The following is a 26,461-nucleotide window of genomic DNA, read 5'->3' as shown; positions in this document are numbered from 1 at the left end:
TTGGCGCGCGCGGTGCGCACGAAGTCCTCGCGCATGACCTCCAGCACGGCCGAGCGGGTGATGCGCGCGAGGATGGCGGCCTGCACGACGGCCAGGGACAGGGCGGGCAGCAGCAGTGACTTCAAACCGGCGAAGACGCCTTCGCCCCAGCCGTCGAAGCCGCCGGCGGAGAACCACTGCAGCTGCACGGAGAAGACGAGGATCAGCAGGATGGCGAACCAGAAGTTGGGGATGGCGATGCCGACCTGGGTCAAACCCATCAGGCCGACGTCGCCGAGCTTGTTGTGGCGCGCGGCGGCGGTGACGCCCACGAGCAGGGCGAGCACGGTGGTGAAGGCCATGGCCAAGAGGGCCAGGGGGACGGTGAGTGCGAGGCGCTCGAGGATGAGGTCGAGCACGGGGGAGCTGTAGGCGTAGGAGTCGCCGAGGTCGCCGGTGAGCAGGCCCGCGATCCAGTGCCAGTAGCGGGTCCAGGCGGGCTGGTCGAGGCCGAGCTTGGTGGCCAGGGCAGCGACGGCTTCGGGTGCGGCATCCGGGCCCATGAGCATCTGCGCGGCGTTGCCGGGCAGGATCTCCAGGACGAGGAAGACGATGATGGAGGCGCCGATCAGCGTGCCGATCAGCGTGGCAAGGCGCTTGATTAAGAAGAGGCTCATGGGGCGGGGCGCAGCATAACCCGACAACTGCAACAAGCGTGCCGTAGCACCGGATCCCCGAAGGGATCGCTCTCCCACGTTGCCGCCGGGGACTCCGCCGCCTGGGATAATCGCGGCATGGCCCTCATGATCACCGACGAATGCATCAACTGCGATGTCTGCGAGCCGGAGTGCCCGAACGATGCGATCTACATGGGCGAGGCGATCTACGAGATCGATCCGCACAAGTGCACCGAATGCGTGGGCCACTTCGACGAGCCGCAGTGCGTGCAGATCTGCCCCGTGGCCTGCATCCCGATCCATCCGGACCACGTGGAAAGCCGCGAAACGCTGATGCAGAAGTACCAGCGTCTCACGGCAACGAAGGCTGCGGCATCGCAGCCTCCGTCCCCACCCTCAACCGGCGTCTGAGGCCGCGGGCTTGCGGCGCTTCTTCTTCGCGCCGCCTTCCTCCCCGGGCTTCGATCCCGGTCTCTCCCCGTAGCTGGCCGTGGCCTTGCGCGGCTCGGCCGCGAGCTTCGTGGCCCTGGCCTTCTCCAGGCGCTCCTGGGCTTCGAGCCTGCGTTGCGCGAGGGCAGCGCGCTGGGCATCCTGCGCGGCGCGTTGGTCGCGCTGATGCGCCTGCTTCTCCTCGGACAGCCGCGTGCGTTCGAGCCGGTCGGCGAGCTTTGCGTTGCGCCGCGTGGCTTCGTCGGCGGCCTGGCGGTCGTCGTCGCTGCGCGCGTCGTCCACCTTCACCGTCGTTCCGCCTGCGCAGGGGCGGTCGCTGTAGCTGTTGCCGCAGCGCCAGGTCGATGTGCCCGGCTGCTGTGCGAATGCGCTGGTCACTGCACAGACGCCGATGGCCATCGCGCTCGCGACGATGGTCCGGCGCATGCCGTGCGTTCTTCTCGTTCTCTCCCTCGTTGTCGACATCGTTCTTCTCTCCCTCTTGCTTCGCGCTCTGTCGGCGCTTCCCGCGATGAACGCTGGCTAGGGTGCGGCGGGCGCGCTGCCGTCGCCAGGCTCGCGCCGCGGCGGTTTGGGCCGGGGCGGTTTGCTCGTGTGGATGGTGGCCGTGGCCTTTTCCATTTCGCCCGCGAGCAGCGCGGGCAGGGCATGCAGGCTGCGCACGATCGCATCGTCGATCGCGTCGCGTTGTTCCTTCAGCGGCTTCTTGAGCACCCAGTTGATCACCTCCGACTTCACGCCGGGATGGCCGATGCCCAGGCGCAGCCGCCAGTAGTCGCCGGTGCCGAGCTGCGCATGGATGTCGCGCAGGCCGTTGTGGCCCGCATGGCTGCCGCCGAACTTGAGCTTGGCCTGGCCGGGCACCACGTCGAGCTCGTCGTGCGCCACGAGGATTTCTTCGGGCGCGATCTTGAAGAAGCGCGCGAGCGCCGCGACCGACTTGCCCGAGAGGTTCATGAAGGTCTGCGGCTCAAGCAGCCAGATGCTCTGGCCGCCGATGTTCGCGCGCGCCGCGAGGCCGTGGTAGCTGCGCTCGGGCACCAGGTTGAGCTTCCAGTCGCGCGCGAGGGCGTCGATCCACCAGAAGCCGGCGTTGTGCCGCGTGGCTTCGTATTCAGGCCCGGGATTGCCGAGGCCGACGAACAGTTTGATCATGGGGCGGGATTATCGGGCGGTCGCGCAATGCAAAAGGCCCGCGCGAGGCGGGCCTTTGGTTTGCAGCGCGAAGCCGAGAAGAATTACTTCTTGCCGGTCTTCTTGGCGGGAGCCGCTGCGGGTGCAGCTTCGGCAGCGCCTTCGGCAGCAGGTGCCGGCTCTTCGGCGACCAGCGGCGGCACGGCCGAGACCACGACCGGGTTGGTCTTGCCGTGGCTCACGAACTTCACGCCCTTCGGCAGCTTGATGTCGTTGACGTGCAGCGTGGCGTTCTTCTTCAGCGTCGAGAGGTCGACTTCGATGAACTCGGGCAGGTCGCTGGGCAGGCAGCTCACTTCGAGTTCGGTCAGCACGTGGTTCACGAGGTTGTGGTCGAGCTTGACGGCATCGGACTCTTCCTCGCCCTTGAAGTGCAGCGGCACCTTCATGTGCAGGCGGGTCTTGGCATCGACGCGTTGGAAGTCGATGTGCTGGACCAGCTGGCGGAACGGGTGGTACTGCACGTCGCGCAGCAGCACCTTGCTCACGCTGCCGCCGAGTTCCATCTCGAGGACGGAGGCGTGGAAGGCTTCCTTCTTGAGGGCGTGCCACAGCGCGTTGTGATCGAGCTCGATCAGTTGCGGCTGGCCTTCGCCACCGTAGACGATGCCGGGCGTCTTGCCCGAGATGCGGAGACGGCGGCTCGCACCCGTGCCCTGCTTGGCGCGCTCGAAAGCGACGAATTTCATAGTTAACTCCTTGGAGCGAAGGCACGACGGCCATTTCGCTTCTTGAGCGCCGACCGCGACCAGTGCGGCGCCGGTTTCAAAATGACTTCCCGATCAGGGAAGCCGGCTTTTTGCCCGAACGGCAGGAGCGCAATCTCAGAAGAGATTGTCCTGGTCCGAGAACAAACTCATCACCGACTCGCCCTTGGCAATGCGCTGGATCGTCTCGGCGATCAGCGGTGCCACGGAGAGCTGGCGGATCTTTCCGCAGCCGTTGGCGCTGTCGGAAAGGGGAATGGTGTTGGTCACGACCACTTCGTCGAGGGCCGTGCCCTTGCTGAGGCGCTCGATCGCGGGGCCCGAGAAGATCGGGTGCGTGCAGTAGGCGTAGACGCTCTTGGCGCCGCGTTCCTTCAGCACTTCGGCCGCTTTGACCAGCGTGCCCGCGGTGTCGATCATGTCGTCCATGATCACGCAGTTGCGGCCGTCGATCTCGCCGATCACGTTCATGACTTCGCTGACGTTGGCCTTGGGGCGGCGCTTGTCGATGATGGCGAGGTCGCAGTTCAATTGCTTGGCCAGCGCGCGGGCACGGACCACGCCGCCGACGTCGGGCGAGACCACGATCAGGTCTTCGTAGTTCTTGGCGCGCAGGTCGCCCAGCAGCACCGGCGAGGCGTAGATGTTGTCGACCGGGATGTCGAAGAAGCCCTGGATCTGGTCAGCGTGCAGGTCCATCGTGAGCACGCGCTCGACGCCCACGGTTTCCAGCAGGTTGGCCACGACCTTGGCCGAGATCGGCACGCGGCTCGAGCGCGGGCGGCGGTCCTGGCGGGCATAGCCGAAATAGGGAATCACGGCGCTGATGCGTTCGGCCGAAGCGCGCTTGAGCGCGTCGACCATGATCAGCAGTTCCATCAGGTTCTCGTTGGTCGGGGCGCAGGTGGACTGCACCACGAACACATCGCGTGCCCGCACGTTCTGGTTGATCTCGACGGTGACTTCACCGTCGGAGAAGCGACCGACGCGGGCGGCACCGAGGGTGGTGCCCAGGTTGCTCGCGATTTCTGCAGCAAGGCCCGGATTGGCATTGCCGGTGAAAACCATGAAATCAGGATGGTGAGCCTGCATGAGCGCGTCCCGGCTGAGCGATTTGGCTTGGGAAAGCCGCCAAAGAGTTACGAGTCTTGGCGACCCTGGGGCCGCCGATTATTGCAGCGGGTCGGCCGCAAACGAAGTGCCGGGTCCAGGGACCGCGGCTTCAAAAAGAAACTACGGCCCGCGGGCCGTAGTGTCTGAAAGGTTTGGCAGGGGAGAAAGGATTCGAACCTTTGCATGCTGGAATCAAAATCCAGTGCCTTAACCAGCTTGGCGACTCCCCTACACAGGTCGACGGTTTGCACCGCCTACCGATATATGTCGCATCGAAACGCCTGGGCGCTCCGATCAGTTTTTCAGGCTGCCCAACCTCGAAGTGGATGAGCGGCCAGATTGTCGCATTGGCGAACCTGCCAGCCCGTGGGGCCCGAAAGCAGTTCCGCGTTCTGCGGTTCCTGCTGCATTCTGGCGAACACCGAACTTCCGGAGCCGGTCATCCTGGCATTGAGTCCTCGAGCGCCGAGCCAATCGATGGCGTCGGTGATCGCGGGACAGAGCCGTTGGGCAACCGGCTGCAGGTCGTTGTGGCCGAAATCGAAAACTTCCTCGCCGAGGCTTAAGAGGTTTTGATCTGCGTGCTGTTCGCGTACTGCAGCAAAGCCCGTGATTATAGCAACAGGACTTGCCCGTTGCAGATCATCCGCAGAAAAAATTAAACGGGTATCGAGTCCCTCGGGTGGTTTGACCACAACGAAGCGTGCCGACGGCAGTTCGATCGGGCGGATTTTCTCGCCGATGCCTTCGACCCAGGCGTTGCGGCCCGAGAGGAAGAACGGCACGTCGGCGCCCAGCGACAGGCCGATGCGCGAGAGCTCCGCGAGCGGCAGCCGCAGATTCCAGAGCCGGTTGAGCGCCAGCAGGCAGGTCGCGGCATCGGAAGAGCCGCCACCCATGCCGGCCTGCGAGGGCACGTGTTTCGCGACGCCGATGTGCGCACCCTGGCCCGGCGCCGCATGGGCCTGCAGCGCGCGCGCGGCGCGCAGCACGAGGTCGTCGGCCGGCAGCGGCACGGTCAGGTCCTCGCGGCTCAGCTGGCCGTCGCCGCGCAGTTCGACGTGGAGCGTGTCGCACCAGTCGATCAGCATGAAGACCGACTGCAGCAGGTGGTAGCCGTCGTCGCGCCGGCCGGTGACGTGGAGGAAGAGGTTGAGCTTGGCCGGCGCGGGAAGGTCGTAGATCGCCTTCATGACGCCGGCATGCGCTCGAACACGATGCGCAGGTCGGCCCGCGGTGCCGGTGTCTCGCGCAGCGCCTGCAGCCGGCCGCTCGCGAGCTGGCCGAGGTCGGCTCGCCAGCCGGGCACGGGGTCATTGCGGCCCTCGAGCCAGCCGAACAGCGCGGCGACCGGGATCGCGGCGCCGGTGGCGGCCTCGATCAGCGCGTCGAGCGAGGCGTAGCGCCGCGTGTCGCTGCCGTTCTTCAGCAGGGCTTCGCCGGGCGACCAGTGCAACTGGGCCAGCGTGCTGCCGATCGGCGTGGTGAGCGAGAGCTCGCCGGTCTCGGGCGAGCCGCGCAGCTCGAACAGCGCCGAGAAGGTCTGCACCGGTTCGCTGTCCACGCGCAGCGACATGCGGCCGCTCCAGGCATTCGTCGCGCGCGGCACGGAGGCCTTCGAGCCGCCCGTGAGCTGCGCGCATCCCGCTATGGAAAAAGTAGCGATTGCCGCCAGCAGCAGACGCCGGCCGCCATCGGGCCGCGCGCCGCCGGAGGCCACGAGCGCCGCCATCTCAGGGCTTGACCCGCAGGCGCTTGAGCGTTTCCTGCAGGGTCTCGTTGTCGGCGTCGCTCAGCAGCGCTTCCTTCCAGATCGTGACCGCGCGGTCCTTCTGGCCGATGCTCCACAGCACTTCGCCGAAGTGGGCACCGATCTCCGGATCGGGGCGCGTCTTGTAGGCGGCCTCGAGGATGCGGATGGCCTCGGCCGTGTTGCCGAGCCTGAACTCGACCCAGCCCAGGCTGTCGGCGATGAACGGGTCTTCCGGCGCGAGCTGCACGGCCTTCTGGATCAGCGTGCGGGCTTCCTCGAGCCGGATCTTGCGATCGGCGAAGGAGTAGCCAAGGGCGTTGTAGGCGTTCTGGTTCTCGGGCTTGAGCTGCATCAGCCGGCGCAGCAGCCGCTCCATCTCGTCGAGACGGTCGAGCTTCTCGGCCATCATGGCCTGGTCGTAGACGAGGTCGGTGTCGTCGGGCGCGGCGGCCGAGGCCTGGGCCAGCATGTCGTAGGCGGCCTGGAACTGCTTGGCGTCGCGCAGCAGCTGCACCTCGGCCAGGAACTTCTGCTTCTTGTCCTCGGGCGTGCGCTCGGGCAGGCCGCGCACGAGCTCGCGTGCCTGCGGCAGCTTGCCCTGGCGTGCCAGCAGGCCAGCGCGGCGCGTCTGCGCGATCACCAGGTCGTCGGTGTTGTCGATGCGCGCGAGCCAGCGCTCGGCGCCGGTGAAGTCCTTGCGCCGCTCGGCCAGTTGCGACAGCAGCAGGTAGGCCTGCGTCACGCCGCGGTTGCGGTCGCCGGCCTCGGCCTGCGCGGCGGCGGCCGGCTGGCTGCTGGCCAGCTCGAGGTAGCGCTTGAGCGAGGTTTCGGCCGCGGCGTCCTGGCGTGCCTGGGCCTGCAGGCTGCCGAGCAGCAGCCAGGGTTCGGCGAGTTCGGGGCGCGCGACGGTCAGCGATTGCAGCTGGCTCGAGGCTTCGGCGTAGCGGCGGTTCTCGACCAGCACGCGCGAATAGGCCACGCGCAGCTCGGGCGAAGCCTTCGGATTGCCGGCCAGGTAGCGCGTGACGATCGGTTCGGCCAGCGGCTGGCCCGGATCGATGAGCTCGAGCGCGAGCGCCGGGGGCGCATCGGAGGCCGGGTCGGCCTGTTGGCCCCTGCGCGCGGCCTCGAGCGCACCCGAGTTGTCGCCGGCATTGAGGCGCAGCCGGCCCACCGTGGCCCAGGCCATGCCCGCCGTCGCGGGATTCTTGAATTCGTCGACCAGCGCCTGCTCGACCACCGTGGCGGCGAGCTTCTTGTCGGTGGCGCGCGAGTAGTTGCGCGCGATCACGGCCATCAAGAGCGGCCGCTCGACCTGCGGGCTGGCCGCGATCTCGGCGCGCAGCAGCTCGGTCGTGTCGCCGATGCGGTTGAGCAGGATCAGGATCTGCAGCTCGAAACGGCGCGCGTCGCGCGAGTTGGGCACCGTGTCCTGCCAGGCGCGTGCCGCGGCGAGGGCCGCGTCGCCCGAGCGCGACTGCAGCGCGATCTCGATCGCGCGCTGGAACAGCTTGCCGTCGCGCAGCCTGCGCGCCGCATCGAGCACGTACTGGTAGCCCGAACCGGGATCGCCCGAGCGCGCGCTGAGCTCGCCCATGAGGATCTCGTAGAACATGTCGGCGCTCAGGGCCGAAGGCTGCGGCGCGGGATCGGCCGCCGCGGCCGCCGCAGCGGGCTTCGCGGGCGCCGTCCGCGCGGGCGGCTTGGCGGGCTGCGGGCTCGCCGGCCTGGGCGGCGCGCTGCGTTCGATGATGGGAGCCGGGCTGTCCGGCGCGGCGGGGTCGGAGGACTGCGCGTGAACGTGGGCGGCGCAGGCCAGGAGCACGAGTGACGCGGCCGCCGCAAGGCGGTGTCGGCGGGGCGATGGAATCATCGAACCATAATAATCCATGCATTTGAACGAGCACCGCGTGGGGCTTCGTGTCCTGCAGTTGTTGGAGCCCCATGCCTGAGCTACCCGAAGTCGAAGTCACGCGGCGCGGAATCGCGGACCGCATCGCCGGCGCGCGCATCGATGCCGTGCGCATCGGCAAGCCGCTGCGCTGGGCGCTGATGGTGGCGCCCGAGCTGCTGGTGGGTCGCCGCGTGCGCGAGGTGCGCCGGCGCGGCAAATACCTCCTGATCGATCTCGACGTGGGCCTGCTGCTGCTGCACCTGGGCATGTCGGGCAGCCTGCGATTCGATGCCGCCTTGCCCGAGCCCGGCGTGCACGATCACTTCGACCTGGTCACCGACCGCGGCACGCTGCGGCTCAACGATCCGCGCCGCTTCGGCGCCGTGGTCTATGTCGACGACGAGGCGGCGCCCTGGGCGATCAAGCTGCTCGGCGGGCTCGGCATGGAGCCGCTGGGCGAGGCCTTCGATCTCGATGCCTTCCATGCCGGCCTGCGCAAGCGCCGCACCGCGATCAAGCAGGTGCTGCTCGCGGGCGACGTGGTGGTGGGCGTGGGCAACATCTATGCCTCGGAGGCACTGTTCCAGGCCGGCATCCGTCCCACGCTGTCGGCCGCGCGCATCAGCCGGCCGCGCGCCGCGCGGCTGCATGCCGCGGTCAAGGAGATCCTGGCGCGGGCGGTCGAGAAGGGCGGCAGCACCCTGCGCGACTTTTCCATCGACGGCCAGAACGGCTACTTCCAGCTCGAGGCCACGGTCTACGGCCGTGCCGGCGAACCGTGCAGGGTCTGCGGCACGCCGATCCGGCTGCTGCGCCAGGGGCAGCGCTCGACCTATTTCTGCCCGGTGTGCCAGAAGTAGTCCGATGATCGGTCGCAGTGCCGCAGCGCGGCCGGAGGTCAATGCGTACCGGTCACCCGGTTTTCAGATTGCGATGTTATATTTGTAAGAAAGTTTTTACATTTCCACCTTGAGCCGCTCCTTCAACCAACAACTCGACCAGCACGGTGCGTGGCGGAGCAATTTCGCCCACCGCTTGCAGTGGCTGTCCCGCTGGCTGACCGAGAACGAGCTGCTTGACCAGGCGGTGGCCGAGCGGCTGCGCGGGCTCGAATCGCAGATCCGCACCAGCAAGGTCATGGTGGCCTTCGTCGCGGAGTTCTCGCGCGGCAAGTCGGAGCTGATCAACGCGATCTTCTTCGCCGGCTACGGGCGGCGCATCATGCCGGCGAGCGCGGGCCGCACCACCATGTGCCCGACCGAGCTCGGCTACGACGCCATGCTGGCGCCCAAGCTGCGCCTGCTGCCGATCGAAACCCGCCTCGAACCGCATTCGCTCGCCTACTGGCGCGACCAGCCCGCGCGCTGGACCGAGATCGCGATCGACGTCGGCGATGCCGAACGGCTGGCCCAGGCCATGGCCAAGGTGGCCGAGGTGCGCTGGGTCTCGCAGGACGAGGCGCGCGCGCTGGGCTTCTGGAACGAGGAAACGCCCGACGACAATCCGGTGCAGGACGCCGAGGGCCGGGTCGAGATCCCGCGCTGGCGCCATGCCGTCCTGAACATGCCGCATCCGCTGCTCGAGCAGGGGCTGGTGATCCTCGACACCCCGGGCCTCAACGCGATCGGCGCCGAACCCGAGCTGACGGTGAGCCTGATCCCGCAGGCGCACGCGGTGGTCTTCATCCTCGGCGCCGAAACCGGCGTCACCCGCTCCGACCTGTCGATCTGGCGCGAGCACCTCGTGACCGAGAACGAGGGCAGCGACACGCGCTTCGTGGTGCTCAACAAGATCGACACCCTGTGGGACACGCTGAGCACCCACGCGCAGATCGAGCAGCAGATCGAGCAGCAGCGCCAGGTCGCCGCCAAGCACCTCGACGTGCCGCTCGCGCAGGTGCTGCCGGTGTCGGCGCAGAAGGGCCTGCAGGCCAAGGTGCACCGCGATGCGCGGCTGCTCGAGGCCAGCCGCCTGCCCGCGCTAGAGGCCCTGCTGGGCCAGGGCGTGCTCGGCAAGCGCGAGACCATGCTGCGGCTGGCCGTCGATGCCGGCATGGCCGCGCTGCGGACCGAGGCCGAGCGCATCCTCAAGGTGCGCCAGCGCGACCTGGCCGAGCAGGCGCTCGAGCTGCAGGGGCTGCGCGGCAAGAACGTGTCGGTGATCCGGCACATGCGCGCGCGCATCGACCTGGAACAGAACGAGTTCGAGGGCAGCAACGCGCGCATCCTGGCGCTGCGCTCGGTGCAGGGCAAGCTGCTGCGCGAGGTCTACGCGGTGCTGGGCCGCACGGCGCTCAAGGCCGACATGGTGCGGCTGTCGGCCGCGCTCAAGCGCCCCGGCGTCAAGTTCAACGTGCGCAAGGTGTACGGCGAGACCTTCGATTCGCTGCGCAACAACCTGCGCGAGGTGCAGGCGACCACGGCCGAGATCCAGTCGATGCTGCACGCCACCTTCCGCCAGCTCAATGCCGAGCAGGGCTTCACCCTGCAGGCGCCGGCCGAGCCCGACCTCAGCGGCTTCGAGCAGGAGCTCAGCCAGATCGAGCGCAGCCACATCCACTACCTGGGCGTGGGCAACATGCTCAAGCTCGCGCAGGCCGACTTCTGCGACAAGCTCGTGCGCGCGCTCGCGAGCCGGCTGCGGCTGGTGAACGAGGCCGCCATGACCGAGGTCGAGCGCTGGAGCAAGGGCGCCAGCGCGCAGATCGATGCGCAGCTCAAGGAGCGCCGCCGCAACTTCAGCAAGCGCATCGAGGCGATCGAGCGCATCCAGAACGCGGCCGGCAGCCTCGACGAGCGGCTGCTCGAACTGGCGGCGCAGGAGAGCGCGCTAGCCGGGCTGCAGCAGCGCCTGAGCGAATTCACCGCGCTGATCGCGCAGCAGGGCAAGCCGTCCGCCACGGCGGCCTCGGCCGGCGAGCTGCGTGCCGCAGCCTGAACACGGCGTGCCGGCGACCGTTGCCGCGCGCACGCGCAAGCGCAGCCCCGAGGCTGCCGCGCCCGCCGCCTTGAAACTCCCGGCGCACTTCGCCGAGCGCGTGGTTGCCTGGCAGCGCAGCCATGGCCGCAGCGAGCTGCCGTGGCAGAACACGCGCGATCCCTACCGCGTGTGGCTGTCGGAGGTGATGCTGCAGCAGACGCAGGTCACGACCGTGCTCGGCTATTTCGCGCGGTTCCTCGAGCGCTTTCCCGACGTGCGGGCGCTGGCCGAAGGCACCGAGGACGAGGTCTTCGGGCTCTGGAGCGGGCTCGGCTACTACAGTCGCGCACGCAACATGCACCGCTGCGCGCAGGAGGTGATGGCGCGCTTCGGCGGCAGCTTCCCGCAGACGGCCGCCGAACTGGCGACCTTGCCGGGCATCGGCCGTTCCACCGCCGCGGCCGTCGCGGCCTTCTGCTTCGGCGAGCGCGTCGCCATCCTCGACGGCAACGTGAAGCGCGTGCTGACGCGGGTGCTGGGCTTCGGCGAGGACCTGTCCTCCTCGGCCAGCGAGCGCCTGCTCTGGGAGCATGCGACGCGGCTGCTGCCGCCGGCCGACGACCGCGAGGCGATCGCGAGCTACACGCAGGGCCAGATGGACCTCGGCGCCACCGTCTGCCTGCCGCGCAAGCCGAGCTGCATGCTGTGCCCGGTCAACGACAGCTGCGTGGCGCGGCGCGAAGGCTCGCCCGAGCGCTATCCGGTCAAGACGCGCAAGCTGCGGCGCACGGCGCAGTCGCTGTGGGTGCTGCTGGCGCGCGATGCGAGCGGGCGCGTGTGGCTCGAGAAGCGGCCCGCCAAGGGCATCTGGGCCGGCCTGCATTGCCTGCCGGTGTTCGATTCGCGCGACGAACTGCTGGCCGCGCTGCCCGCGGCCGAACGCGATCGCTGCGAGGACCTCGCGCCCTTCGTGCACGTGCTGACCCACAAGGACCTGCACCTGCATCCGGTGCGCATCGATGGCGGAACGCCGCAGGGCAATGCGGCGCGCTGGGTCGAAGCCTCGGAATGGCTGGGCCTGGGGCTGCCCGCGCCGGTGCGCAAGCTGCTCGAGAACACCGGGGGCTGAGGCCCCCGGCCCCTCGCCCTTTTTTTCTTCAGCTCGCGTCGAGTTCGCGGTGCCGCTTGAGCGCGCCCCAGCGCGCGCCGAAGCTGCGCGCCAGCTGCTCGACCAGGAACACCGAGCGGTGCTGGCCGCCGGTGCAGCCGATCGCCACCGTCACGTAGCTGCGGTGGTCGCGTGCGAGCGCATCGAGCCAGCGCGTGAGGAACTGCTCGATGTCCTCGTACATGCGTGCCACGTCGTCGTGCTCGCGCAGCCAGTCGGCCACCGGCGCGTCGCGGCCCGTCAGCGGCCGCAGCGTGGGCACGTAGTGCGGGTTGGGCAGCATGCGCACGTCGAACACGAAATCGGCATCGAGCGGCACGCCGCGCTTGAATGCGAAGGACTCGAAGACCAGCGTCAGGCGGCTCTGCGGCGCCGAGATCAGCGACTTGACGTAGCTCTGCAGCTGCGCCGGCCGGATCAGGCTGGTGTCGATCACGTCGGCGCCTTCGCGCAGGTCGGCCAGCAGTTCGCGCTCGAGCTCGATGGCCTGCACCAGCACGCGCTGCTGGTCGGGCACGTCGGTGCGGCCTTCCTGGCTCGACAGCGGATGGCGGCGCCGGGTTTCCGAATAGCGGCGCAGCAGCGCGTCGGTGGTCGCGTCGAGGAACAGCGAGCGCAGCGACACGCCGTCGTTGCGCAGCGCCTCGAGCTGCTGCGGAACGATCGGCAGCGAGACGCCGCTGCGCACGTCCATCGCGATTGCCACGCGCTGCGCGTTCTGCGCGTGCTGCAGCGCGATGAAGGGCGTGAGCAGCTCGGGCGGCAGGTTGTCGACGCAGTAGTAGCCCGCGTCCTCGAGCGCATGCAGTGCGACCGACTTGCCGGAGCCCGACATGCCGGTGATGAGCACCAGGTCGAGGCTCATCGCACAGCCCCGTGGTCGTGGCGCACCGCCTTCATGAGGTGGCCGCCGGCGTCTTGTGGCCCAGCATCTCGCGGGCGTGGGCGAGCGAGGTCTGCGAGACCTTCTCGCCGCCCAGCATGCGCGCGATCTCGTTCGCGCGGCTGTCGTCGTCGAGCAGCGACACGCCGCTCTCGGTGCGTGGACCGTCCTTGCCGGTGGTTCCCGCGGTCTGCCGCTTGGCGACCACGAGGTGGTGGTCGGCGCAGGCCGCCACCTGGGGCAGGTGGGTGACCGCGAGCACCTGGCGGTCGCGGCCCAGCTGCTTCATGAGCCGGCCCACGGTCTCGGCGACCGCGCCGCCGACGCCCGAATCGACCTCGTCGAAGATCAGCGTCTGGGCGGCGCCGAGCTGGCTGGTGGTGACCGCGATCGCGAGCGCGATGCGCGAGAGTTCGCCGCCCGAGGCCACCTTGCCGATCGGCCGCGGCGTGCTGCCGGTGTGGCCGGCGACCAGGAAGGCGATCTCCTCGAGACCGGCCTTGCCCGGCTGGGCCAGCGGCTGCAGATCGACCTCGAAGCGGCCGCCCTGCATGCCCAGGCCCTGCATCGCCTGCGTGACCGCCTGGGCCAGCTTGGGCGCGGCCTGCTTGCGCAGCTTGCCGAGCGCGCGGGCCTCCTTCAGGTAAGCCTGCTGCGCCGTCTGCTCGGCGCGTTCCAGGCCTTCGAGGTCGCTCTGCGCGTCGAGGGCCTGCAGCTCGGCCTGCCAGCCGGCCAGCAGCGCCGGCAGCTCGACCGGCGGGCGCTTGTAGCGGCGCGCCAGCGACATCCACAGGCTCATGCGCTCGTCGAGTTCGGCCAGCCGCTGCGGATCGGTGTCGGCGTCGCGCAGGTAGCCGTGCAGCGAGTGCGCGGCGTCGGCGGCCTGCGCGATGCTCGAGGACAGCACCTCGCCGAGCGCGCGGAACTCGGGCTCGATGTGTTCGCAGTTCTGCAGCAGCGTGACGGCGCGCGAGAGCGCGGCCAGCGCGCCGTTGTCCTCGTCTTCGAGCGCATGGCTGGCGCCCTGGGCGGCGTCGATCAGCGCCTGTGCGTTCGAGATGCGCGTGTGGCTTCCCGACAGTTCTTCCCATTCGTCGGCGCCGGGCGCGAGCTTCGCGACCTCCGAGATCTGCCACTGCAGCCGTTCGCGCTCGCGCTGCAGCGAATCCTGCGTGCCGCGCGCACGCTCGAGCGCGGACAGCGCCCGGCGCCAGCCCTGCCAGGCAGCGTCGAGCGCATCGGTGCGCACGCCGGCATAGGCATCGAGCAGGCCGCGTACCGCGTCGGGCCGCGTGAGGCTCTGCCAGGCGTGCTGGCCATGGATGTCGAGCAGCCGGTCGCCGATGTCGCGCAGCTGCGTCGCGGTGGCGGGGCTGCCGTTGATCCAGCCGCGGCTGCGGCCCTGCAGGTCGACGGTGCGGCGCAGCAGCAGGGCATCGCCCGCCTCGAAGCCGCCTTCGTCGAGCCAGGCCACGAAGGCCGGGTCGTTGTCGAACTCCGCGCTCACGTCGAGCCGCTCGGCGCCTTCGCGCACCGCGCCCGCATCGGCGCGGTTGCCGAGCGCGAGCTGCAGCGCGTCGATCAGGATGGATTTGCCCGCGCCGGTTTCGCCGGTCAGCACCGTGAAGCCGTCGGACAGGTCGATCTCCAGGGATCGCACGATCACGAAATCGCGCAGTGCGATGCGTCTGAGCGCCATCTCAGGAACCTCCTTCGTTCCAATGCAGTTTCTTGCGCAGGGTGTCGAAATAGCTCCAGCCGCGCGGGTGCAGGAAGCGCACCCGGAAATCGGAGCGGCGCACCACCACGCGGTCGCCGATCGCGAGCGAGGCCAGCGATTGCATGTCGAAATTCGCGCTGGCATCGCGCCCGCCCACGAGCTCGATCACGATCTCGTCGGCATCGGGCAGCAGCACTGGGCGGTTCGACAGCGTGTGCGGCGCGATCGGCACCAGCACCCAGCCCGGCACCGCCGGATGCAGCAGCGGCCCGCCGGCCGACAGCGCATAGGCCGTCGAACCCGTGGGCGACGCGATGATCAGGCCGTCGGCGCGCTGGTTGGCCACGAAATGCTTGCCCACCGATACCCGCAGCTCGACCATGCCCGAGGTCGCGCCGCGGTTGACCACCACGTCGTTCATCGCGAGCGCATCGAACACCACGGCGCCGTCGCGCATCACCTGCGCATGCATCAGGCTGCGGTGGTCTTCCTCGTATTCGCCGGCCAGCATCGGGATCAGCGTGGCCTGGAAGTTGTCGAGCGGGATGTCGGTGATGAAGCCGAGCCGGCCCCGGTTGATGCCGATCAGCGGGATGCCGAAGGCCGCGAGTTGCCGGCCGATGCCGAGCATGGTGCCGTCGCCGCCGACCACCAGGCCGAGGTCGCACTGCTGGCCGATCTGCTCGACCGTGAGGGCTTCGTAGCGGTCGCCGGTGGGCAGGGCCTGGGCCGGTTCGTCGTCGCCGCGCGGCTGTTCGACGTAGACCTTGCAGCCCTGGGATTCGAGAAAACTCGCGATGCCTTCCATCACGCTGTCGCGCTCGCCGCACCGGGCTCCGGAAGCCTGGTATTTGCCGATCAGCGCGACGTGACGAAAGGGAGAGGTCATGGCTACAAATTACAACACTAAAATCTTGCAATGCTGGACGACCGCGCCAAGTTGCTGCTCAAGACGCTCGTCGAGCGCTACATCGCCGAAGGCCAGCCTGTCGGCTCGCGAACGCTCTCGCGTTCCTCGGGCCTGGACCTATCGCCCGCGACCATCCGTAACGTGATGTCGGACCTCGAGTCGCTCGGACTGATCGCCAGTCCGCACACCTCGGCCGGCCGCGTGCCCACGGCGCGCGGCTACAGGCTTTTCGTCGACACCATGCTCACCGCGCAGCGCGAGCACCTGGCCGCGCCGAGCCTCGCGCCCGACCAGCCGCAACGCGTGATCGCCAACGCGGCGCACCTGCTGTCGAACCTCTCGCAGTTCGTCGGCGTGGTGATGGCGCCACGGCGTTCGTCGGTGTTCAAGCAGATCGAGTTCCTGCGCCTGTCGGACCGCCGGCTGCTGGTGATCATCGTCTCGCCCGAAGGCGACGTGCAGAACCGCGTGATCTTTCCGGAGGCCGACTACTCGCAGTCGCAGCTGGTCGAGGCCGCGAACTACATCAACGCCCACTATGCGGGCCTGACGATCGAGCAGGTGCGCGACCGGCTGCAGTCCGAGGTCGACACGCTGCGCGGCGAGATCGCGGCGCTGATGCAGGCGGCCGTGAAGGTCAGCTCGGACGTGCTGAGCGAATCGCAGGAAGACGACGTCGTGATCTCGGGCGAGCGCAACCTGCTCGCGGTCAGCGACTTCTCGAGCGACATGGGGCAACTGCGCCGCGCCTTCGAGCTCTTCGAGCAGAAGGCGCAGCTGATGCGGCTGCTCGACGTGTCGAGCAAGGCCGAGGGCGTGCGCATCTTCATCGGCGGCGAGAGCCAGGTGGTGCCGGTCGAGGAGCTGTCCATCGTCAGCGCCAACTACGAGGTCGACGGCCAGGTCGTGGGCACGCTCGGCGTGATCGGCCCGACGCGCATGCCCTACGAGCGCATGATCCAGATCGTCGACATCACTTCCAAGCTGGTCAGCAACGCGCTGAGCCACCGCAAGTAGCAAGGCGCCTTTTCGGCGCGAATAGAATTGAGCCCACGTGGGCCGTTAGCTCAGTTGGTTAGAGCAGCGGACTCATAATCCGTTGGTCGATGGTTCAAGCCCATCACGGCCTACCACCCGTATTTTTGAGATTTGTTTCGACGGATCGAAAAGGCCTCAAAAATACATGCTATGATAGCAAGCTGTGCGGCTGTAGCTCAGTTGGATAGAGTACTTGGCTACGAACCAAGGGGTCGTGGGTTCAATTCCTGCCAGCCGCACCACTCTTCAAGGGTCAACTCGGAAACGAGTTGACCCTTTTCTTTTTGGTACGAGGCTCGTCCGCGCGGCGGACGCCACGCTTCTCTTTCGATCTCCGGAGGCGTCGCTTGAACAAGGCATTCACCAAGGAAACGGATTCCGACGCGGACGACGATGGCGCCGACGGCGCGATGCCGCCGCTGCCCGCGGGCGGCAAGAACTACATCACCCCCGCCGGCTACGCGCGGCTGCGCACCGAGCTGCTGCAGCTGATGGACGAGGAGCGGCCCAAGGTGGTCGAGGCCGTGCACTGGGCCGCCAAGAACGGCGATCGCTCGGAGAACGGCGACTACCTCTACGGCAAGAAGCGGCTGCGCGAGATCGACCGCCGCATTCGCTTCCTCACCAAGCGCCTCGAGATCGCCGAGGTGACCGATCCCTCGGTGCACCACGGCAGCGACCAGGTCTTCTTCGGCGCCACGGTGCGCTATGCGGACGAGAGCGGCGACGAGCGCAGCGTGACGATCCTCGGCATCGACGAGGCCGACAGCGCGCAGTCGCAGGTCAGCTGGATCTCGCCGATCGCGCGGGCGCTGCTGAAGGCGCGGGAGGGCGACGTGGTCAAGCTCGTCACGCCGGGCGGCACGCACGAGGTCGAGCTGCTGTCGGTCGTCTATCCGGCGCCGGGGCCGGGCGCTGCTTAGAGGCTGCGCCGCAGGCGCGGCGCGGACTCAGGACGCGGGAACGGTGCGCGCCGCGGACAGCACCGAGGTGGTCCGGCGCACCGAGCGCAGCACCGCGTCCAGATGCGAGCGGTCGCGTACCGCGATCACGAAGCGCAGATCGGTCGAATCCTGCGGCGTCTCGTCGGCCATCTCGACGTGGGTGATGTCGGCTTCGGCATCGGCCAGCGTCGCGGCCACGCGCGCCAGCACGCCCTTGTCGTTGCGCACGGTGATGATCACGCCGGTTTCGAAGGCGCGCGTCGGTTCGTCGGCCCACTCGACCGCGAAGAAGCGTTCGCTGTCCTTGTGGCGCAGGCGCTGGCCCACGCCGCAGGCCTCGGTGTGCACCACCAGGCCCTCGCCGTGGCCGAGGTAGCCCACGATCGGGTCGCCAGGGATCGGGCGGCAGCATAGCGCGAAGCGCACCGAGGAGTTCTCGCTGCCGTCGAGCGTGACGGCGCCCTGAGAGATGGTTTCGTGCGAGATGAAGCGCTCGCGGCTCAGCAGCAGCGCGTCGGGGCGCTCGCCGAGCTCGGCCATGAGCGCCATCAGCCGCTTGGCCACGATGCTCGCGATGCGCTTGCCCAGGCCGATGTCGGTCAGCAGCTCGGCGCGCGTGCGGTTGCCGGTGAAGCGCAGCAGCTTTTCCCACAGCGGCTGGTGCTCCGCATCGTCCTCGGGCAGCTTGCTCAGGCCTTCGGCGCGCAGGGCCTGCGCCAGCAGCTTCTCGCCCAGGCCTTCGGATTCGGCGTGGGCCAGGGTCTTGAGGTAGTGGCGGATCTTCGAGCGCGCACGGCCGGTTCGCACGAAGCCGAGCCAGGCCGGGTTGGGCGTGGACACCGGCGCGGTGATCACCTCGACCACGTCGCCGTTCTTGAGCTCGGTGCGCAGCGGCACCTGGTCGCCGTTGATGCGCGCGGCCGAGGTGTGGTCGCCGATGTTGCTGTGGATCGCGTAGGCGAAGTCGACCACCGTCGCGCCGCGCGGCAGCGCCATGATCTGGCTCTTGGGCGTGAAGACGTAGACGGCGTCGGGGAACAGGTCGACCTTGACGTGGTCCCAGAACTCCGCGGCGTCGCGCGTCTCGTCCTGGATGTCGAGCAGCGACTGCAGCCACTTGGTGCCCAGGCGGTCGTTGCTGGCCGTGCTCGGGTCCGCGGCTTTGTAGAGCCAGTGCGCCGCCACGCCCGATTCGGCCACCACGTGCATGGCGTCGGTGCGCAGCTGGAATTCGACGCTGACGCCCGCCGGGCCCACCAGCGTGGTGTGCAGCGACTGGTAGCCGTTGAGCTTGGCGATCGCGATGTGGTCCTTGAACTTGCCCGGCAGCGGCTTGTACATCTGGTGCAGGATGCCCAGACCCGTGTAGCAGGCGATCACGTTCGGCACGATCAGCCGGAAGCCGTAGATGTCGGTCACCTGGGCGAAGCTCAGGTGCTTTTCCTCCATCTTGCGGTAGATCGAATAGAGCGTCTTCTCGCGCCCCGCGATCCGCAGCGTCATGTGGGCGGCGGCGAAGGCGGTCTCGACCTCGCGCTGCACCTTCTGGATCAGGTCGCGCCGGCGGCCGCGCGCCTTGGCCACGGCCTTGGCCAGCGTGGCATAGCGCCACGGTTTGAGGTGCCGGAACGACAGTTCCTGTAACTCGCGGTACGTCTGGTTGAGGCCGAGCCGGTGCGCGATGGGCGCGTAGATGTCGAGCGTTTCGCGCGAGATCCGGGCCCATTTCTCGCGCGGCGCATCGGCCAGCGTGCGCATGTTGTGCGTGCGGTCGGCCAGCTTGACCAGGATGACGCGCACGTCGCGCGCCATCGCCAGCAGCATCTTGCGGAAGGACTCGGCCTGGTTCTCTTCGCGCGTGTTGAACTGCAGCTTGTCGAGCTTGGTGAGGCCGTCGACCAGTTCGGCCACCGGCGCGCCGAAGCGCTCGATCAACTCGGGCTTGGTGACGCCGCAGTCCTCGATGGCGTCGTGCAGCAGGGCGGCCATCAGGGCCTGCGCGTCGAGCTTCCATTCGGCGCATTGCGCCGCCACGGCGATCGGGTGGGTGATGTAGGGCTCGCCGCTGTTGCGCAGCTGGCCCAGGTGGGCCTCGTCGGCAAAACGGTAGGCGCGACGGACCAGTTCGGTGTCTTCGGGGCTCAGGTAGTCGAGCCGCGCCGTCAGGGCCGCGAAGCTGGCGGCGGCCGCATTCAGCGCCGCCGGGCTCGGCTTCGGCGTGCCCGCAGGGGCATGGGACTGAGATTTTGCGACCGCGCTCATGGCTATCACTTTAGCGTGACCGCTGTGTGGACGTGATCAGGCGTAAAAAAAGCACCGCGTCGCGGTGCTTTTCCGTTGCAAGCCTGCGTCAGCGATCAGCCGGGAACCTTCTTGAGCATTTCCAGGCCGATCTTGCCTTCGGCGATCTCGCGCAGCGCGGTCACGGCCGGCTTGTTCTTGCTTTCGATCTTCGGGGCATGGCCCTGGCTCAGCATGCGCGCGCGGTAGGTCGCGGCGAGCACGAGCTGGAAGCGGTTGGGGATCTGCTGCAGGCAGTCTTCGACGGTGATGCGGGCCATGATGGAATCTTTCGGTCGGTGAGCGTGGAATCAGGGGATGTTCAAGGCGGCGAAAGTGTCGGCACGCGCGCGTCGCTGCGCGGAATACCGGAGCCGCTGAGCGTGGACGATCGCCTTGAGATCGAACAGTGCGCGCTCAAATAACTCGTTGATTATAACGAAATCGAATTTCCCGGCCTGCGCCATCTCTTCGGCGGCGTTCTGCAGCCGCAGTTCGATGACCGCGGCGCTGTCCTCGCCCCGGCGTTCCAGCCGCGAGCGCAGCTCTTCCCAGCTCGGCGGCAGGATGAAGATCATCACCGCGTTCGCGAAGGCCTTGCGGATCTGCAAGGCGCCCTGAAAGTCGATCTCGAGGATCACGTCGGCGCCCTGGGCGATGCGTTCCTCGATCGCCTTCTTGGAGGTGCCGTAGCGCTGCCCGTGCACGTGGGCCCATTCGACGAAGGCGTCCGAGGCCACCATGGCGTCGAATTCCGAGGTCGAGGCGAAGAAGTATTCGCGGCCGTGCTTTTCCTGCCCGCGCGGCGAGCGCGTCGTGTGCGACACGGAGGGCTGCACCGCCGAGTCGAGTTCCATCAGCGCCTTCACGAGGCTCGACTTGCCGGCCCCGCTCGGTGCCGCAACCACGAAGATGTTGCCGGGATAGTCCATGCTTTCCTTCACTCGCTCGCTCACTCGATGTTCTGGACCTGCTCGCGCATCTGCTCGATCAGCACCTTCATGTCCACGCCGATGCGCGTGAGTTCCAGCGCCGCCGACTTGGAGCCCAGCGTGTTGGCTTCGCGGTGCAGCTCCTGGATCAGGAAGTCGAGTCGCTTGCCGATCTCCCCGCCCTTCTTGAGCAGCCGCTCGATCTCGTCGAGGTGCGAGTTCAGCCGCGTCAGCTCCTCGGCCACGTCGATGCGGATCGCGAACGCGGTCGCCTCGGTCAGCGCACGGTCCTGCGCCGCCTCGGGCAGCGTGCCGCCGCCGTTGGCGCCCAGGCCCATGGCCTCCTGCCAGCGCTCGAGAAAACGGGTGCGCTGCTGTTCGACCAGTTGCGGCACCAGCGGTCCGGCCTGCGCGACCAGTTCGCGCAACTGGCCCAGGTGCGCCTCGAGCATCTTGGCCAGCCGCGCGCCTTCGCGCTGGCGGGCCGACACCAGCGCCTCGAGCGCCTTGCCGCCCACCTCGAGCAGGTCGGCGCCCCAGTCGCCACGCGGCGCGCTGTCGCTGCCGGCCAGCCGCAGCACGTCGGCCACGCTGAGTTCGCGCGCGCCGGGCAGCCAGGCCTTGATGCCGTCCTGCACGCCGTTGAGCCGTTGCAGCAGCTTGACGGAAGGTTCCGCCACGCCGCCCTGGGCATTGGTTTCGATGGCCGCGCGCAGCTCGACCTTGCCGCGCTTGAGGCGGCCGGTCAGCAGTTCGCGCAGGGCGGTCTCGTGCTGGCGCAGCTCTTCGGGGAGCTTGAAGGTGAGGTCGAGAAAGCGGCTGTTGACCGAGCGGATTTCGACCCCGAGCCGGCCCGCGGCCAAGGGCCGCGCGTCGGTTTCGGCGTGGCTGCCCGAGGGGCCGTTCTGGCCGCTGGCATAGCCGGTCATGCTGTAAACTGGCATTGCGCCTCTCTGTGGTTCTGCTTGCATTCACCGAGGCACCGGCACGGCGTTCGCTTGCCGCACCATCGCCTTCGGGCGAAACTCCCGGATTATGTCAAAGGTCAAGCCGTCACCTCTGCTGCCCGATACGATCATCGGTGGCTACCGCATCGTTCGCAGGTTGTCGGCGGGCGGTTTCGGGGTGGTGTACCTGGCCATCGACCCCAGCGGCCAGCAGGTCGCGGTCAAGGAGTATCTCCCTTCTTCGCTCGCCACCCGCGGCCCCGGCGAACTCGCCCCGCAGGTGCCGGCCGAGAAGCTCTCGCTGTACCGCCTCGGCCTCAAGAGCTTCTTCGAGGAAGGCCGCTCGCTCGCGCAGATCTCGCATGCCTCGGTGGTCAGCGTGCTCAACTTCTTCCGCGAGAACGAGACCGTCTACATGGTCATGAACTACCTGGAGGGCGCGACCCTGCAGGACTTCGTGGTCACCGCGCGCGACCTCAAGCGGCAGAAGGTGTTCCGCGAATCGACCATCCGCTCGCTGTTCGACGAGATCCTGCGTGGCCTGCGCATCGTGCACCAGTACAAGATGCTGCACCTCGACATCAAGCCCGCCAACATCTTCGTCACCGACGACGACCGGGCCGTGCTGATCGACTTCGGCGCCGCGCGCGAAGTGCTCAGCAAGGAAGGCATCTTCATCCGCCCGATGTACACGCCCGGCTTCGCCGCGCCCGAGATGTACCGCCGCGATTCCTCGATGGGCCCCTGGACCGACATCTACGCGATCGGCGCCTGCATCTACGCCTGCATGCAGGGCTACCCGCCCAACGACGCGCCGCGCCGCATCGAGAAGGACCGCCTGAGCCTCTCGCTGTCGCGCCTGCGCGGCGTCTATTCCGACAACCTCATCGAGGTGGTCGAGTGGTGCATGTCGCTCGACCCGCTCTCGCGCCCGCAGTCCGTGTTCGCGCTGCAGAAGGAGCTCAGCCGCGAAGGCGAGCGCCGCTACACCAAGCTCACGGTGGGCGAGAAGGTCCGCCTCTCGATCGACAACATCCGCTCCTTCGACAAGAAGAGCGCGCCCCGCGCGGCGGCACCGACGACCCGTCCGGCATGACGACGCAGCGCATCGCCTCCTCGATCCTTGCCCGCCTGGAGGCGCGGCCATGAAGTTCTCCGTCTTCCAGGTCAGCCGCAAGGGCGGCCGTCTCAAGAACGAAGACCGCATGGGCTACTGCTACACGCGCGAATCGGGCCTGTTCGTGCTGGCCGACGGCATGGGCGGCCATCCCGAGGGCGAGGTGGCCGCGCAGATCGCGCTGCAGACCGTGGCCGCGCTCTACCAGCGCGAGGCGCGCCCGATGGTGAAGGACCCCAAGGCCTTCCTCGCCGAATCGGCGATGGCTGCGCACCAGCAGATCATGCGTTACGCCAGCAGCAAGGCCATGCTCGACACGCCGCGCACCACCGTGGTCGCGGCCGTGCTGCAGGCCGGCATGGCCACCTGGATGCATTGCGGCGATTCGCGCCTGTACGTCGTGCGCGACGGCCGCCTGCTGGTGCGCACGCTCGACCATTCGCATGCCGAGCGCCCGCGCCACCGCGGCGTGTCCGAGTCCTCGCCCGCCAACCGCAACCTGCTGCTCACCTGCCTCGGCTCGCCCACCACGCCGTTGTTCGACGTGTCGGCCCCGCTCGCGCTGCAGCGCGGCGACCGCATCATGCTGTGCTCCGACGGCGTCTGGGGCGTGCTCGACGACGCGCTCATCGTCCATACCCTGTCGTCCGGCAAGCCCGTGTCCGATGCCGCCCCCGACCTTGCCGAGATGGCGCTGCGCAAGGGCGGCTCGCACAGCGACAACGTGACGCTGATCGCGCTCGAGTGGGAAATGCCCGACGCGCCCGGCGAGGAGCCCGGCATCTCCACCGACAGCATCAGCGACGGCGTGTTCGCCTCGACCATCCAGGCCGGCATGCTCGCCGACGACGAGATCGAGGACCTCGACGAGGACGCCATCGAGCGTTCCATCGCCGAGATCAACGAAGCCATCCGGCGTTCGGCGGCCCGCAAGACCTGAATCGTTCCGCGCCTTCCCGTTCGAGGGCGCGCCCGTGTTTTTCCCTTCCTTCTTCTTCATCAGACCATGACAGCTTTCACCCGTAGCGGCGGCCGCGCCGCCGACCAGTTGCGCCCCGTGCGCATCACGCGCGGCTTCACCATCCACGCCGAGGGCTCGGTGCTGATCGAGTTCGGCCAGACCCGCGTGCTGTGCACCGCCTCGGTCGAGGAGAAGGTGCCACCGCACAAGAAGGGCAGCGGCGAAGGCTGGGTCACGGCCGAATACGGCATGCTGCCGCGCGCCACCCACACCCGCAGCAGCCGCGAAGCCGCCAAGGGCAAGCAGACCGGCCGCACGCAGGAGATCCAGCGCCTCATCGGCCGCTCGATGCGCGCCGTGTTCGACCTCGCCGCGCTCGGCGAACGCACCATCCACCTCGACTGCGACGTGCTGCAGGCCGACGGCGGCACCCGCACCGCCGCCATCACCGGCGCCTTCGTCGCCGCGCAGGATGCCGTCAACAAGCTGATCGCCGCCGGCACGCTGTCCGCTTCGCCGATCAAGGGCCATGTCGCCGCCATCTCGGTGGGCATCGTCGGCGGCACGCCGCTGCTCGACCTCGAGTACACCGAGGACTCCGCCTGCGACACCGACATGAACGTCGTCATGACCGGCGCCGGCCATTTCGTCGAAGTGCAGGGCACCGCCGAGGGCGTGGCCTTCACGCGCGAGGAGATGAACCTGCTGCTGGGCCTGGCCGAAAAGGGCATCGGCGAACTCGTCGTCCTGCAGCAGCAGGCCCTGCAGGCCAAGTAGCAGTCATGAACCGCGGCCCGCAGAAGGCCGCCGCAGTTATTCCTTTCCACGTATGAAACTCGTCCTGGCTTCCAACAACGCCGGCAAACTGGCCGAACTGCAGCAGCTCTTCGCCGAACTCGACGTCACGCTTGTGCGGCAGTCGGAGCTCGGCGTGAGCGAGGCCGAGGAGCCATTCCGCACCTTCGTCGAGAACGCGCTGACCAAGGCACGCCACGCCAGCGCCGCCACCGGCCTGCCCGCCATCGCCGACGACGCCGGCCTGTGCGTCGATGCCTTCGGCGGCCTGCCGGGCGTCGACACCGCCTACTACGCCACCCAGTTCGGCTATCCCAAGGGCGATGCCAACAACGTCAAGGCGCTGCTCGAGCAACTGGCCGGGCAGGCCAACCGCCGCGCCGCGCTCGTCAGCACCCTGGTCGCGCTGCGCCGCCACGACGACCCCGAGCCGCTGATCGCGGTGGGCCGCGTGGCCGGCGAGATCGCACCGGCGCCGGTCGGCGACAACGGCTTCGGCTTCGATCCCGTGATGTACCTGCCCGCCTTCGGCAAGACCTTCGCCCAGCTTTCGCCCGAGGTGAAGAACGCCCACAGCCACCGCGGCCAGGCCGCGCGCGCCATGCTGGCGCTGATGCGCGAGCGATGGCTGTGACCGCTCCCTCGTCCGTCGTTCCCATCCAGCCCGCGGCGCCGGTCGGCGCGCCGCATGCCAACGACGTGCTGCACTGGATGCGCCCCGGCCCGCTGCAGCTGACGGCGCTGCCGCCGCTCACGCTGTACATCCACCTGCCGTGGTGCCTGCGCAAGTGCCCGTACTGCGATTTCAATTCCCACGAGTGGCGCGCCACGAGCCCCGCCGAGGCCGACGGCATGCCCGAGTCCGCGTACATCGACGCGCTCATCGCCGACCTCGACGCCGCGCTGCCGTTGATCTGGGGCCGCGGCGTGCACGCCATCTTCATCGGCGGCGGCACCCCGAGCCTGTTCTCGCCCCAGGCCATCGACCGCCTGCTGGGCGACGTGCGCGCGCGCTTGAAGCTCACGCCCGACTGCGAGATCACGCTCGAGGCCAACCCAGGCACCTTCGAGCGCGACCGCTTCCGCGCCTACCGCGCGGCCGGCGTCACCCGGCTGTCGCTGGGCGTGCAGAGCTTCAACGACGAGCACCTGAAGGCGCTGGGCCGCGTGCACGACCGCGCCCAGGCGATCGCCGCCGCCGAGGAGGCCGCGGCCTCGTTCGACACCTTCAACCTCGACCTCATGTACGCGCTGCCGGGCCAGTCGCTCGAGCAGCTCGACGCCGATCTCACGCAGGCACTCGCGCTCGCGCCGCCGCACCTGTCGGTCTACCACCTCACCATCGAGCCGAACACCTGGTTCGCCAAGTTCCCGCCGCAGCTGCCCGAGGACGACATCGCCTACGCCATGCTCGACCGCATCACCGAACGCACCGGTGCCATCGGCATGTCGCGCTACGAGGTCTCGGCCTATGCGCGTCCCGGCCATACCTGCGCGCACAACCTCAACTACTGGCAGTTCGGCGACTACCTCGGCATCGGCGCCGGCGCCCACAGCAAGCTCAGTTTCGCCCACCGCATCGTGCGCCAGGTGCGCTTTCGCGAGCCGCGCCTGTACATGGACAACGCCCGTGCCGGCACCGCCGTCGCGCAGAGCGACGAGGTCGCGCTGGCCGACCTGCCGTTCGAATTCATGCTGAACGCCATGCGCCTGAAGGCTGGCTTCACGCTGATGCAGTTCGGCGAGCGCACCGGCCTGGCCTTCACCGCGATCCAGCGCGGCCTGGAGGAGGCCGAGCGCAAGGGTCTCGTCGAACGCGACCTGAGCCGCGTATGGCCCACCGAGCGCGGGCTCGATTTCCTCAGCGACCTGCAGACCCTGTTCCTGCCCGAGGACTGAGTGCGGGCCGGGCTCGGCATAGAATCGCCGGCTCCGGAGAGTTGGGTGAGTGGTTTAAACCAGCAGTCTTGAAAACTGCCGACGGGCGACCGTCCGTGAGTTCGAATCTCACACTCTCCGCCAGCATTGATGCCTTCCTGCGGCGCTCGGCATGCCAACGCGACGCGGATGACCCGAAGCA

General features: G+C 68.4%; 27 protein-coding genes and 4 tRNA genes. 15 read left to right on the top strand and 16 right to left on the bottom strand.

The features are described 5' to 3' along the window. A partial coding sequence (locus AC07RV_RS26390) for an ABC transporter permease (RefSeq protein WP_261217008.1) occupies positions 1 to 656 on the bottom strand: 656 nt, incomplete at its 3' end. Between the two features lie 117 nt (positions 657 to 773). Here AC07RV_RS26390 and AC07RV_RS26385 point away from each other — a divergent pair. Next, complete coding sequence (locus AC07RV_RS26385; RefSeq protein WP_296785283.1) at positions 774 to 1,067, top strand: YfhL family 4Fe-4S dicluster ferredoxin; 294 nt, start codon at positions 774 to 776, stop codon at positions 1,065 to 1,067. Here the strand turns inward: AC07RV_RS26385 and AC07RV_RS26380 are convergent. The 8 genes from AC07RV_RS26380 to AC07RV_RS26345 all read right to left on the bottom strand — a co-directional run bounded on the left by AC07RV_RS26380 (position 1,053) and on the right by AC07RV_RS26345 (position 7,488). After that, entirely contained in the window at positions 1,053 to 1,532 is a 480-nt protein-coding gene (locus tag AC07RV_RS26380) for a hypothetical protein (RefSeq protein ID WP_296785286.1), read from the bottom strand. The genes AC07RV_RS26385 and AC07RV_RS26380 overlap by 15 nt on opposite strands. Before the next feature lie 96 nt (positions 1,533 to 1,628). Next, entirely contained in the window at positions 1,629 to 2,261 is a 633-nt protein-coding gene (gene pth, locus AC07RV_RS26375; protein ID WP_057595144.1) for an aminoacyl-tRNA hydrolase, read from the bottom strand. A gap of 83 nt (positions 2,262 to 2,344) precedes the next feature. After that, positions 2,345 to 2,989, bottom strand: coding sequence for a 50S ribosomal protein L25/general stress protein Ctc (locus tag AC07RV_RS26370; protein WP_296785289.1), 645 nt, complete (start codon positions 2,987 to 2,989; stop codon positions 2,345 to 2,347). A 135-nt stretch (positions 2,990 to 3,124) separates the two neighbouring features. Next, positions 3,125 to 4,099 carry a ribose-phosphate pyrophosphokinase gene (locus tag AC07RV_RS26365; protein WP_093341162.1) on the bottom strand — a complete coding sequence of 325 codons (975 nt, stop codon included), beginning with the start codon at positions 4,097 to 4,099 and terminating at the stop codon, positions 3,125 to 3,127. Positions 4,100 to 4,273: 174 nt separating this feature from the next. After that, positions 4,274 to 4,350, bottom strand: a tRNA-Gln gene (locus AC07RV_RS26360). A gap of 72 nt (positions 4,351 to 4,422) precedes the next feature. Beyond that, a complete protein-coding gene (gene ispE, locus AC07RV_RS26355; protein WP_296785294.1) occupies positions 4,423 to 5,313 on the bottom strand; it encodes a 4-(cytidine 5'-diphospho)-2-C-methyl-D-erythritol kinase in 891 nt (296 codons plus the stop codon). Continuing rightward, positions 5,310 to 5,852, bottom strand: coding sequence for a lipoprotein insertase outer membrane protein LolB (locus AC07RV_RS26350; RefSeq protein ID WP_296785297.1), 543 nt, complete (start codon positions 5,850 to 5,852; stop codon positions 5,310 to 5,312). Before AC07RV_RS26350 ends, ispE begins: the two co-directional genes overlap by 4 nt. Position 5,853: 1 nt before the next feature. Continuing rightward, complete coding sequence (locus tag AC07RV_RS26345) at positions 5,854 to 7,488, bottom strand: tetratricopeptide repeat protein (protein ID WP_296785300.1); 1,635 nt, start codon at positions 7,486 to 7,488, stop codon at positions 5,854 to 5,856. On the opposite strand from AC07RV_RS26345, the gene AC07RV_RS26340 reads away from it, so the two are divergent. The 4 genes from AC07RV_RS26340 to mutY all read left to right on the top strand — a co-directional run bounded on the left by AC07RV_RS26340 (position 7,487) and on the right by mutY (position 11,815). Continuing rightward, on the top strand, positions 7,487 to 7,672 hold the full coding sequence (locus AC07RV_RS26340) for a hypothetical protein (RefSeq protein ID WP_296785303.1): 186 nt from the start codon (positions 7,487 to 7,489) through the stop codon (positions 7,670 to 7,672). The genes AC07RV_RS26345 and AC07RV_RS26340 overlap by 2 nt on opposite strands. A gap of 145 nt (positions 7,673 to 7,817) precedes the next feature. Continuing rightward, positions 7,818 to 8,627: a bifunctional DNA-formamidopyrimidine glycosylase/DNA-(apurinic or apyrimidinic site) lyase gene (mutM, locus tag AC07RV_RS26335; protein ID WP_093341156.1), complete on the top strand. Its 810-nt coding sequence runs from the start codon at positions 7,818 to 7,820 to the stop codon at positions 8,625 to 8,627. A 109-nt stretch (positions 8,628 to 8,736) separates the two neighbouring features. Continuing rightward, positions 8,737 to 10,704 carry a dynamin family protein gene (locus AC07RV_RS26330; RefSeq protein ID WP_296785307.1) on the top strand — a complete coding sequence of 656 codons (1,968 nt, stop codon included), beginning with the start codon at positions 8,737 to 8,739 and terminating at the stop codon, positions 10,702 to 10,704. Positions 10,705 to 10,774: 70 nt separating this feature from the next. Continuing rightward, positions 10,775 to 11,815: an A/G-specific adenine glycosylase gene (mutY, locus tag AC07RV_RS26325; protein ID WP_296785468.1), complete on the top strand. Its 1,041-nt coding sequence runs from the start codon at positions 10,775 to 10,777 to the stop codon at positions 11,813 to 11,815. 28 nt (positions 11,816 to 11,843) lie between these two features. On the opposite strand, the gene rapZ is transcribed toward mutY, so the two are convergent. Genes rapZ through AC07RV_RS26310 form a run of 3 tightly spaced genes read right to left on the bottom strand, consistent with a single transcriptional unit; the run spans position 11,844 to position 15,346 of the window. Next, positions 11,844 to 12,719 (bottom strand): RNase adapter RapZ, encoded by an 876-nt coding sequence (gene rapZ / locus AC07RV_RS26320; protein WP_057595151.1) that lies wholly within the window; start codon positions 12,717 to 12,719, stop codon positions 11,844 to 11,846. A 31-nt stretch (positions 12,720 to 12,750) separates the two neighbouring features. Next, positions 12,751 to 14,436, bottom strand: a complete 1,686-nt coding sequence (gene recN / locus AC07RV_RS26315) for a DNA repair protein RecN (protein WP_296785310.1) — start codon at positions 14,434 to 14,436, stop codon at positions 12,751 to 12,753. 1 nt (position 14,437) lies between these two features. Continuing rightward, positions 14,438 to 15,346 (bottom strand): NAD kinase, encoded by a 909-nt coding sequence (locus AC07RV_RS26310; RefSeq protein WP_093341151.1) that lies wholly within the window; start codon positions 15,344 to 15,346, stop codon positions 14,438 to 14,440. 30 nt (positions 15,347 to 15,376) lie between these two features. Between AC07RV_RS26310 and hrcA the strand changes: the two genes are divergently transcribed. From hrcA to greB, 4 genes are all read left to right on the top strand, one after another. Next, positions 15,377 to 16,384: a heat-inducible transcriptional repressor HrcA gene (gene hrcA, locus AC07RV_RS26305; RefSeq protein WP_093341149.1), complete on the top strand. Its 1,008-nt coding sequence runs from the start codon at positions 15,377 to 15,379 to the stop codon at positions 16,382 to 16,384. Positions 16,385 to 16,423: 39 nt separating this feature from the next. After that, positions 16,424 to 16,500: transfer RNA gene (locus AC07RV_RS26300), tRNA-Ile, on the top strand. 70 nt (positions 16,501 to 16,570) lie between these two features. Further along, positions 16,571 to 16,647: transfer RNA gene (locus AC07RV_RS26295), tRNA-Arg, on the top strand. 105 nt (positions 16,648 to 16,752) lie between these two features. Then, complete coding sequence (greB, locus tag AC07RV_RS26290; RefSeq protein ID WP_296785313.1) at positions 16,753 to 17,328, top strand: transcription elongation factor GreB; 576 nt, start codon at positions 16,753 to 16,755, stop codon at positions 17,326 to 17,328. Between the two features lie 27 nt (positions 17,329 to 17,355). On the opposite strand, the gene AC07RV_RS26285 is transcribed toward greB, so the two are convergent. From AC07RV_RS26285 to AC07RV_RS26270, 4 genes are all read right to left on the bottom strand, one after another. Beyond that, on the bottom strand, positions 17,356 to 19,611 hold the full coding sequence (locus AC07RV_RS26285; protein WP_296785316.1) for a RelA/SpoT family protein: 2,256 nt from the start codon (positions 19,609 to 19,611) through the stop codon (positions 17,356 to 17,358). 95 nt (positions 19,612 to 19,706) lie between these two features. After that, positions 19,707 to 19,910: a DNA-directed RNA polymerase subunit omega gene (gene rpoZ, locus AC07RV_RS26280; protein WP_057595157.1), complete on the bottom strand. Its 204-nt coding sequence runs from the start codon at positions 19,908 to 19,910 to the stop codon at positions 19,707 to 19,709. 30 nt (positions 19,911 to 19,940) lie between these two features. Then, positions 19,941 to 20,561 carry a guanylate kinase gene (gene gmk / locus AC07RV_RS26275; RefSeq protein ID WP_057595158.1) on the bottom strand — a complete coding sequence of 207 codons (621 nt, stop codon included), beginning with the start codon at positions 20,559 to 20,561 and terminating at the stop codon, positions 19,941 to 19,943. Positions 20,562 to 20,581: 20 nt separating this feature from the next. After that, positions 20,582 to 21,505: a YicC/YloC family endoribonuclease gene (locus AC07RV_RS26270; RefSeq protein ID WP_296785318.1), complete on the bottom strand. Its 924-nt coding sequence runs from the start codon at positions 21,503 to 21,505 to the stop codon at positions 20,582 to 20,584. A gap of 91 nt (positions 21,506 to 21,596) precedes the next feature. Here AC07RV_RS26270 and AC07RV_RS26265 point away from each other — a divergent pair, with 91 nt between their 5' ends. The 6 genes from AC07RV_RS26265 to AC07RV_RS26240 all read left to right on the top strand — a co-directional run bounded on the left by AC07RV_RS26265 (position 21,597) and on the right by AC07RV_RS26240 (position 26,403). Next, positions 21,597 to 22,604 carry a serine/threonine protein kinase gene (locus tag AC07RV_RS26265; RefSeq protein WP_093341141.1) on the top strand — a complete coding sequence of 336 codons (1,008 nt, stop codon included), beginning with the start codon at positions 21,597 to 21,599 and terminating at the stop codon, positions 22,602 to 22,604. 49 nt (positions 22,605 to 22,653) lie between these two features. Next, positions 22,654 to 23,565, top strand: a complete 912-nt coding sequence (locus AC07RV_RS26260) for a PP2C family protein-serine/threonine phosphatase (protein ID WP_093341139.1) — start codon at positions 22,654 to 22,656, stop codon at positions 23,563 to 23,565. A gap of 66 nt (positions 23,566 to 23,631) precedes the next feature. Beyond that, positions 23,632 to 24,363: a ribonuclease PH gene (gene rph / locus AC07RV_RS26255; protein WP_296785323.1), complete on the top strand. Its 732-nt coding sequence runs from the start codon at positions 23,632 to 23,634 to the stop codon at positions 24,361 to 24,363. Positions 24,364 to 24,415: 52 nt separating this feature from the next. Next, positions 24,416 to 25,015 carry an RdgB/HAM1 family non-canonical purine NTP pyrophosphatase gene (gene rdgB / locus AC07RV_RS26250; RefSeq protein ID WP_296785326.1) on the top strand — a complete coding sequence of 200 codons (600 nt, stop codon included), beginning with the start codon at positions 24,416 to 24,418 and terminating at the stop codon, positions 25,013 to 25,015. Next, the gene (gene hemW, locus AC07RV_RS26245; RefSeq protein WP_296785328.1) at positions 25,006 to 26,280 is read left to right on the top strand and encodes a radical SAM family heme chaperone HemW; all 1,275 of its coding nucleotides are present in this window, start codon (positions 25,006 to 25,008) and stop codon (positions 26,278 to 26,280) included. The genes rdgB and hemW overlap by 10 nt, the downstream gene beginning before the upstream one ends. A gap of 35 nt (positions 26,281 to 26,315) precedes the next feature. Continuing rightward, positions 26,316 to 26,403: transfer RNA gene (locus AC07RV_RS26240), tRNA-Ser, on the top strand. The last annotated feature ends 58 nt before the right edge of the window (positions 26,404 to 26,461 follow it).

The sequence above is a fragment of the Variovorax sp. GW821-FHT09B01 genome, assembly GCF_059418345.1.
The sequence above is the reverse complement of the archived record's forward strand: the minus strand, read 5'-3'. Positions and strand labels throughout refer to the sequence as shown.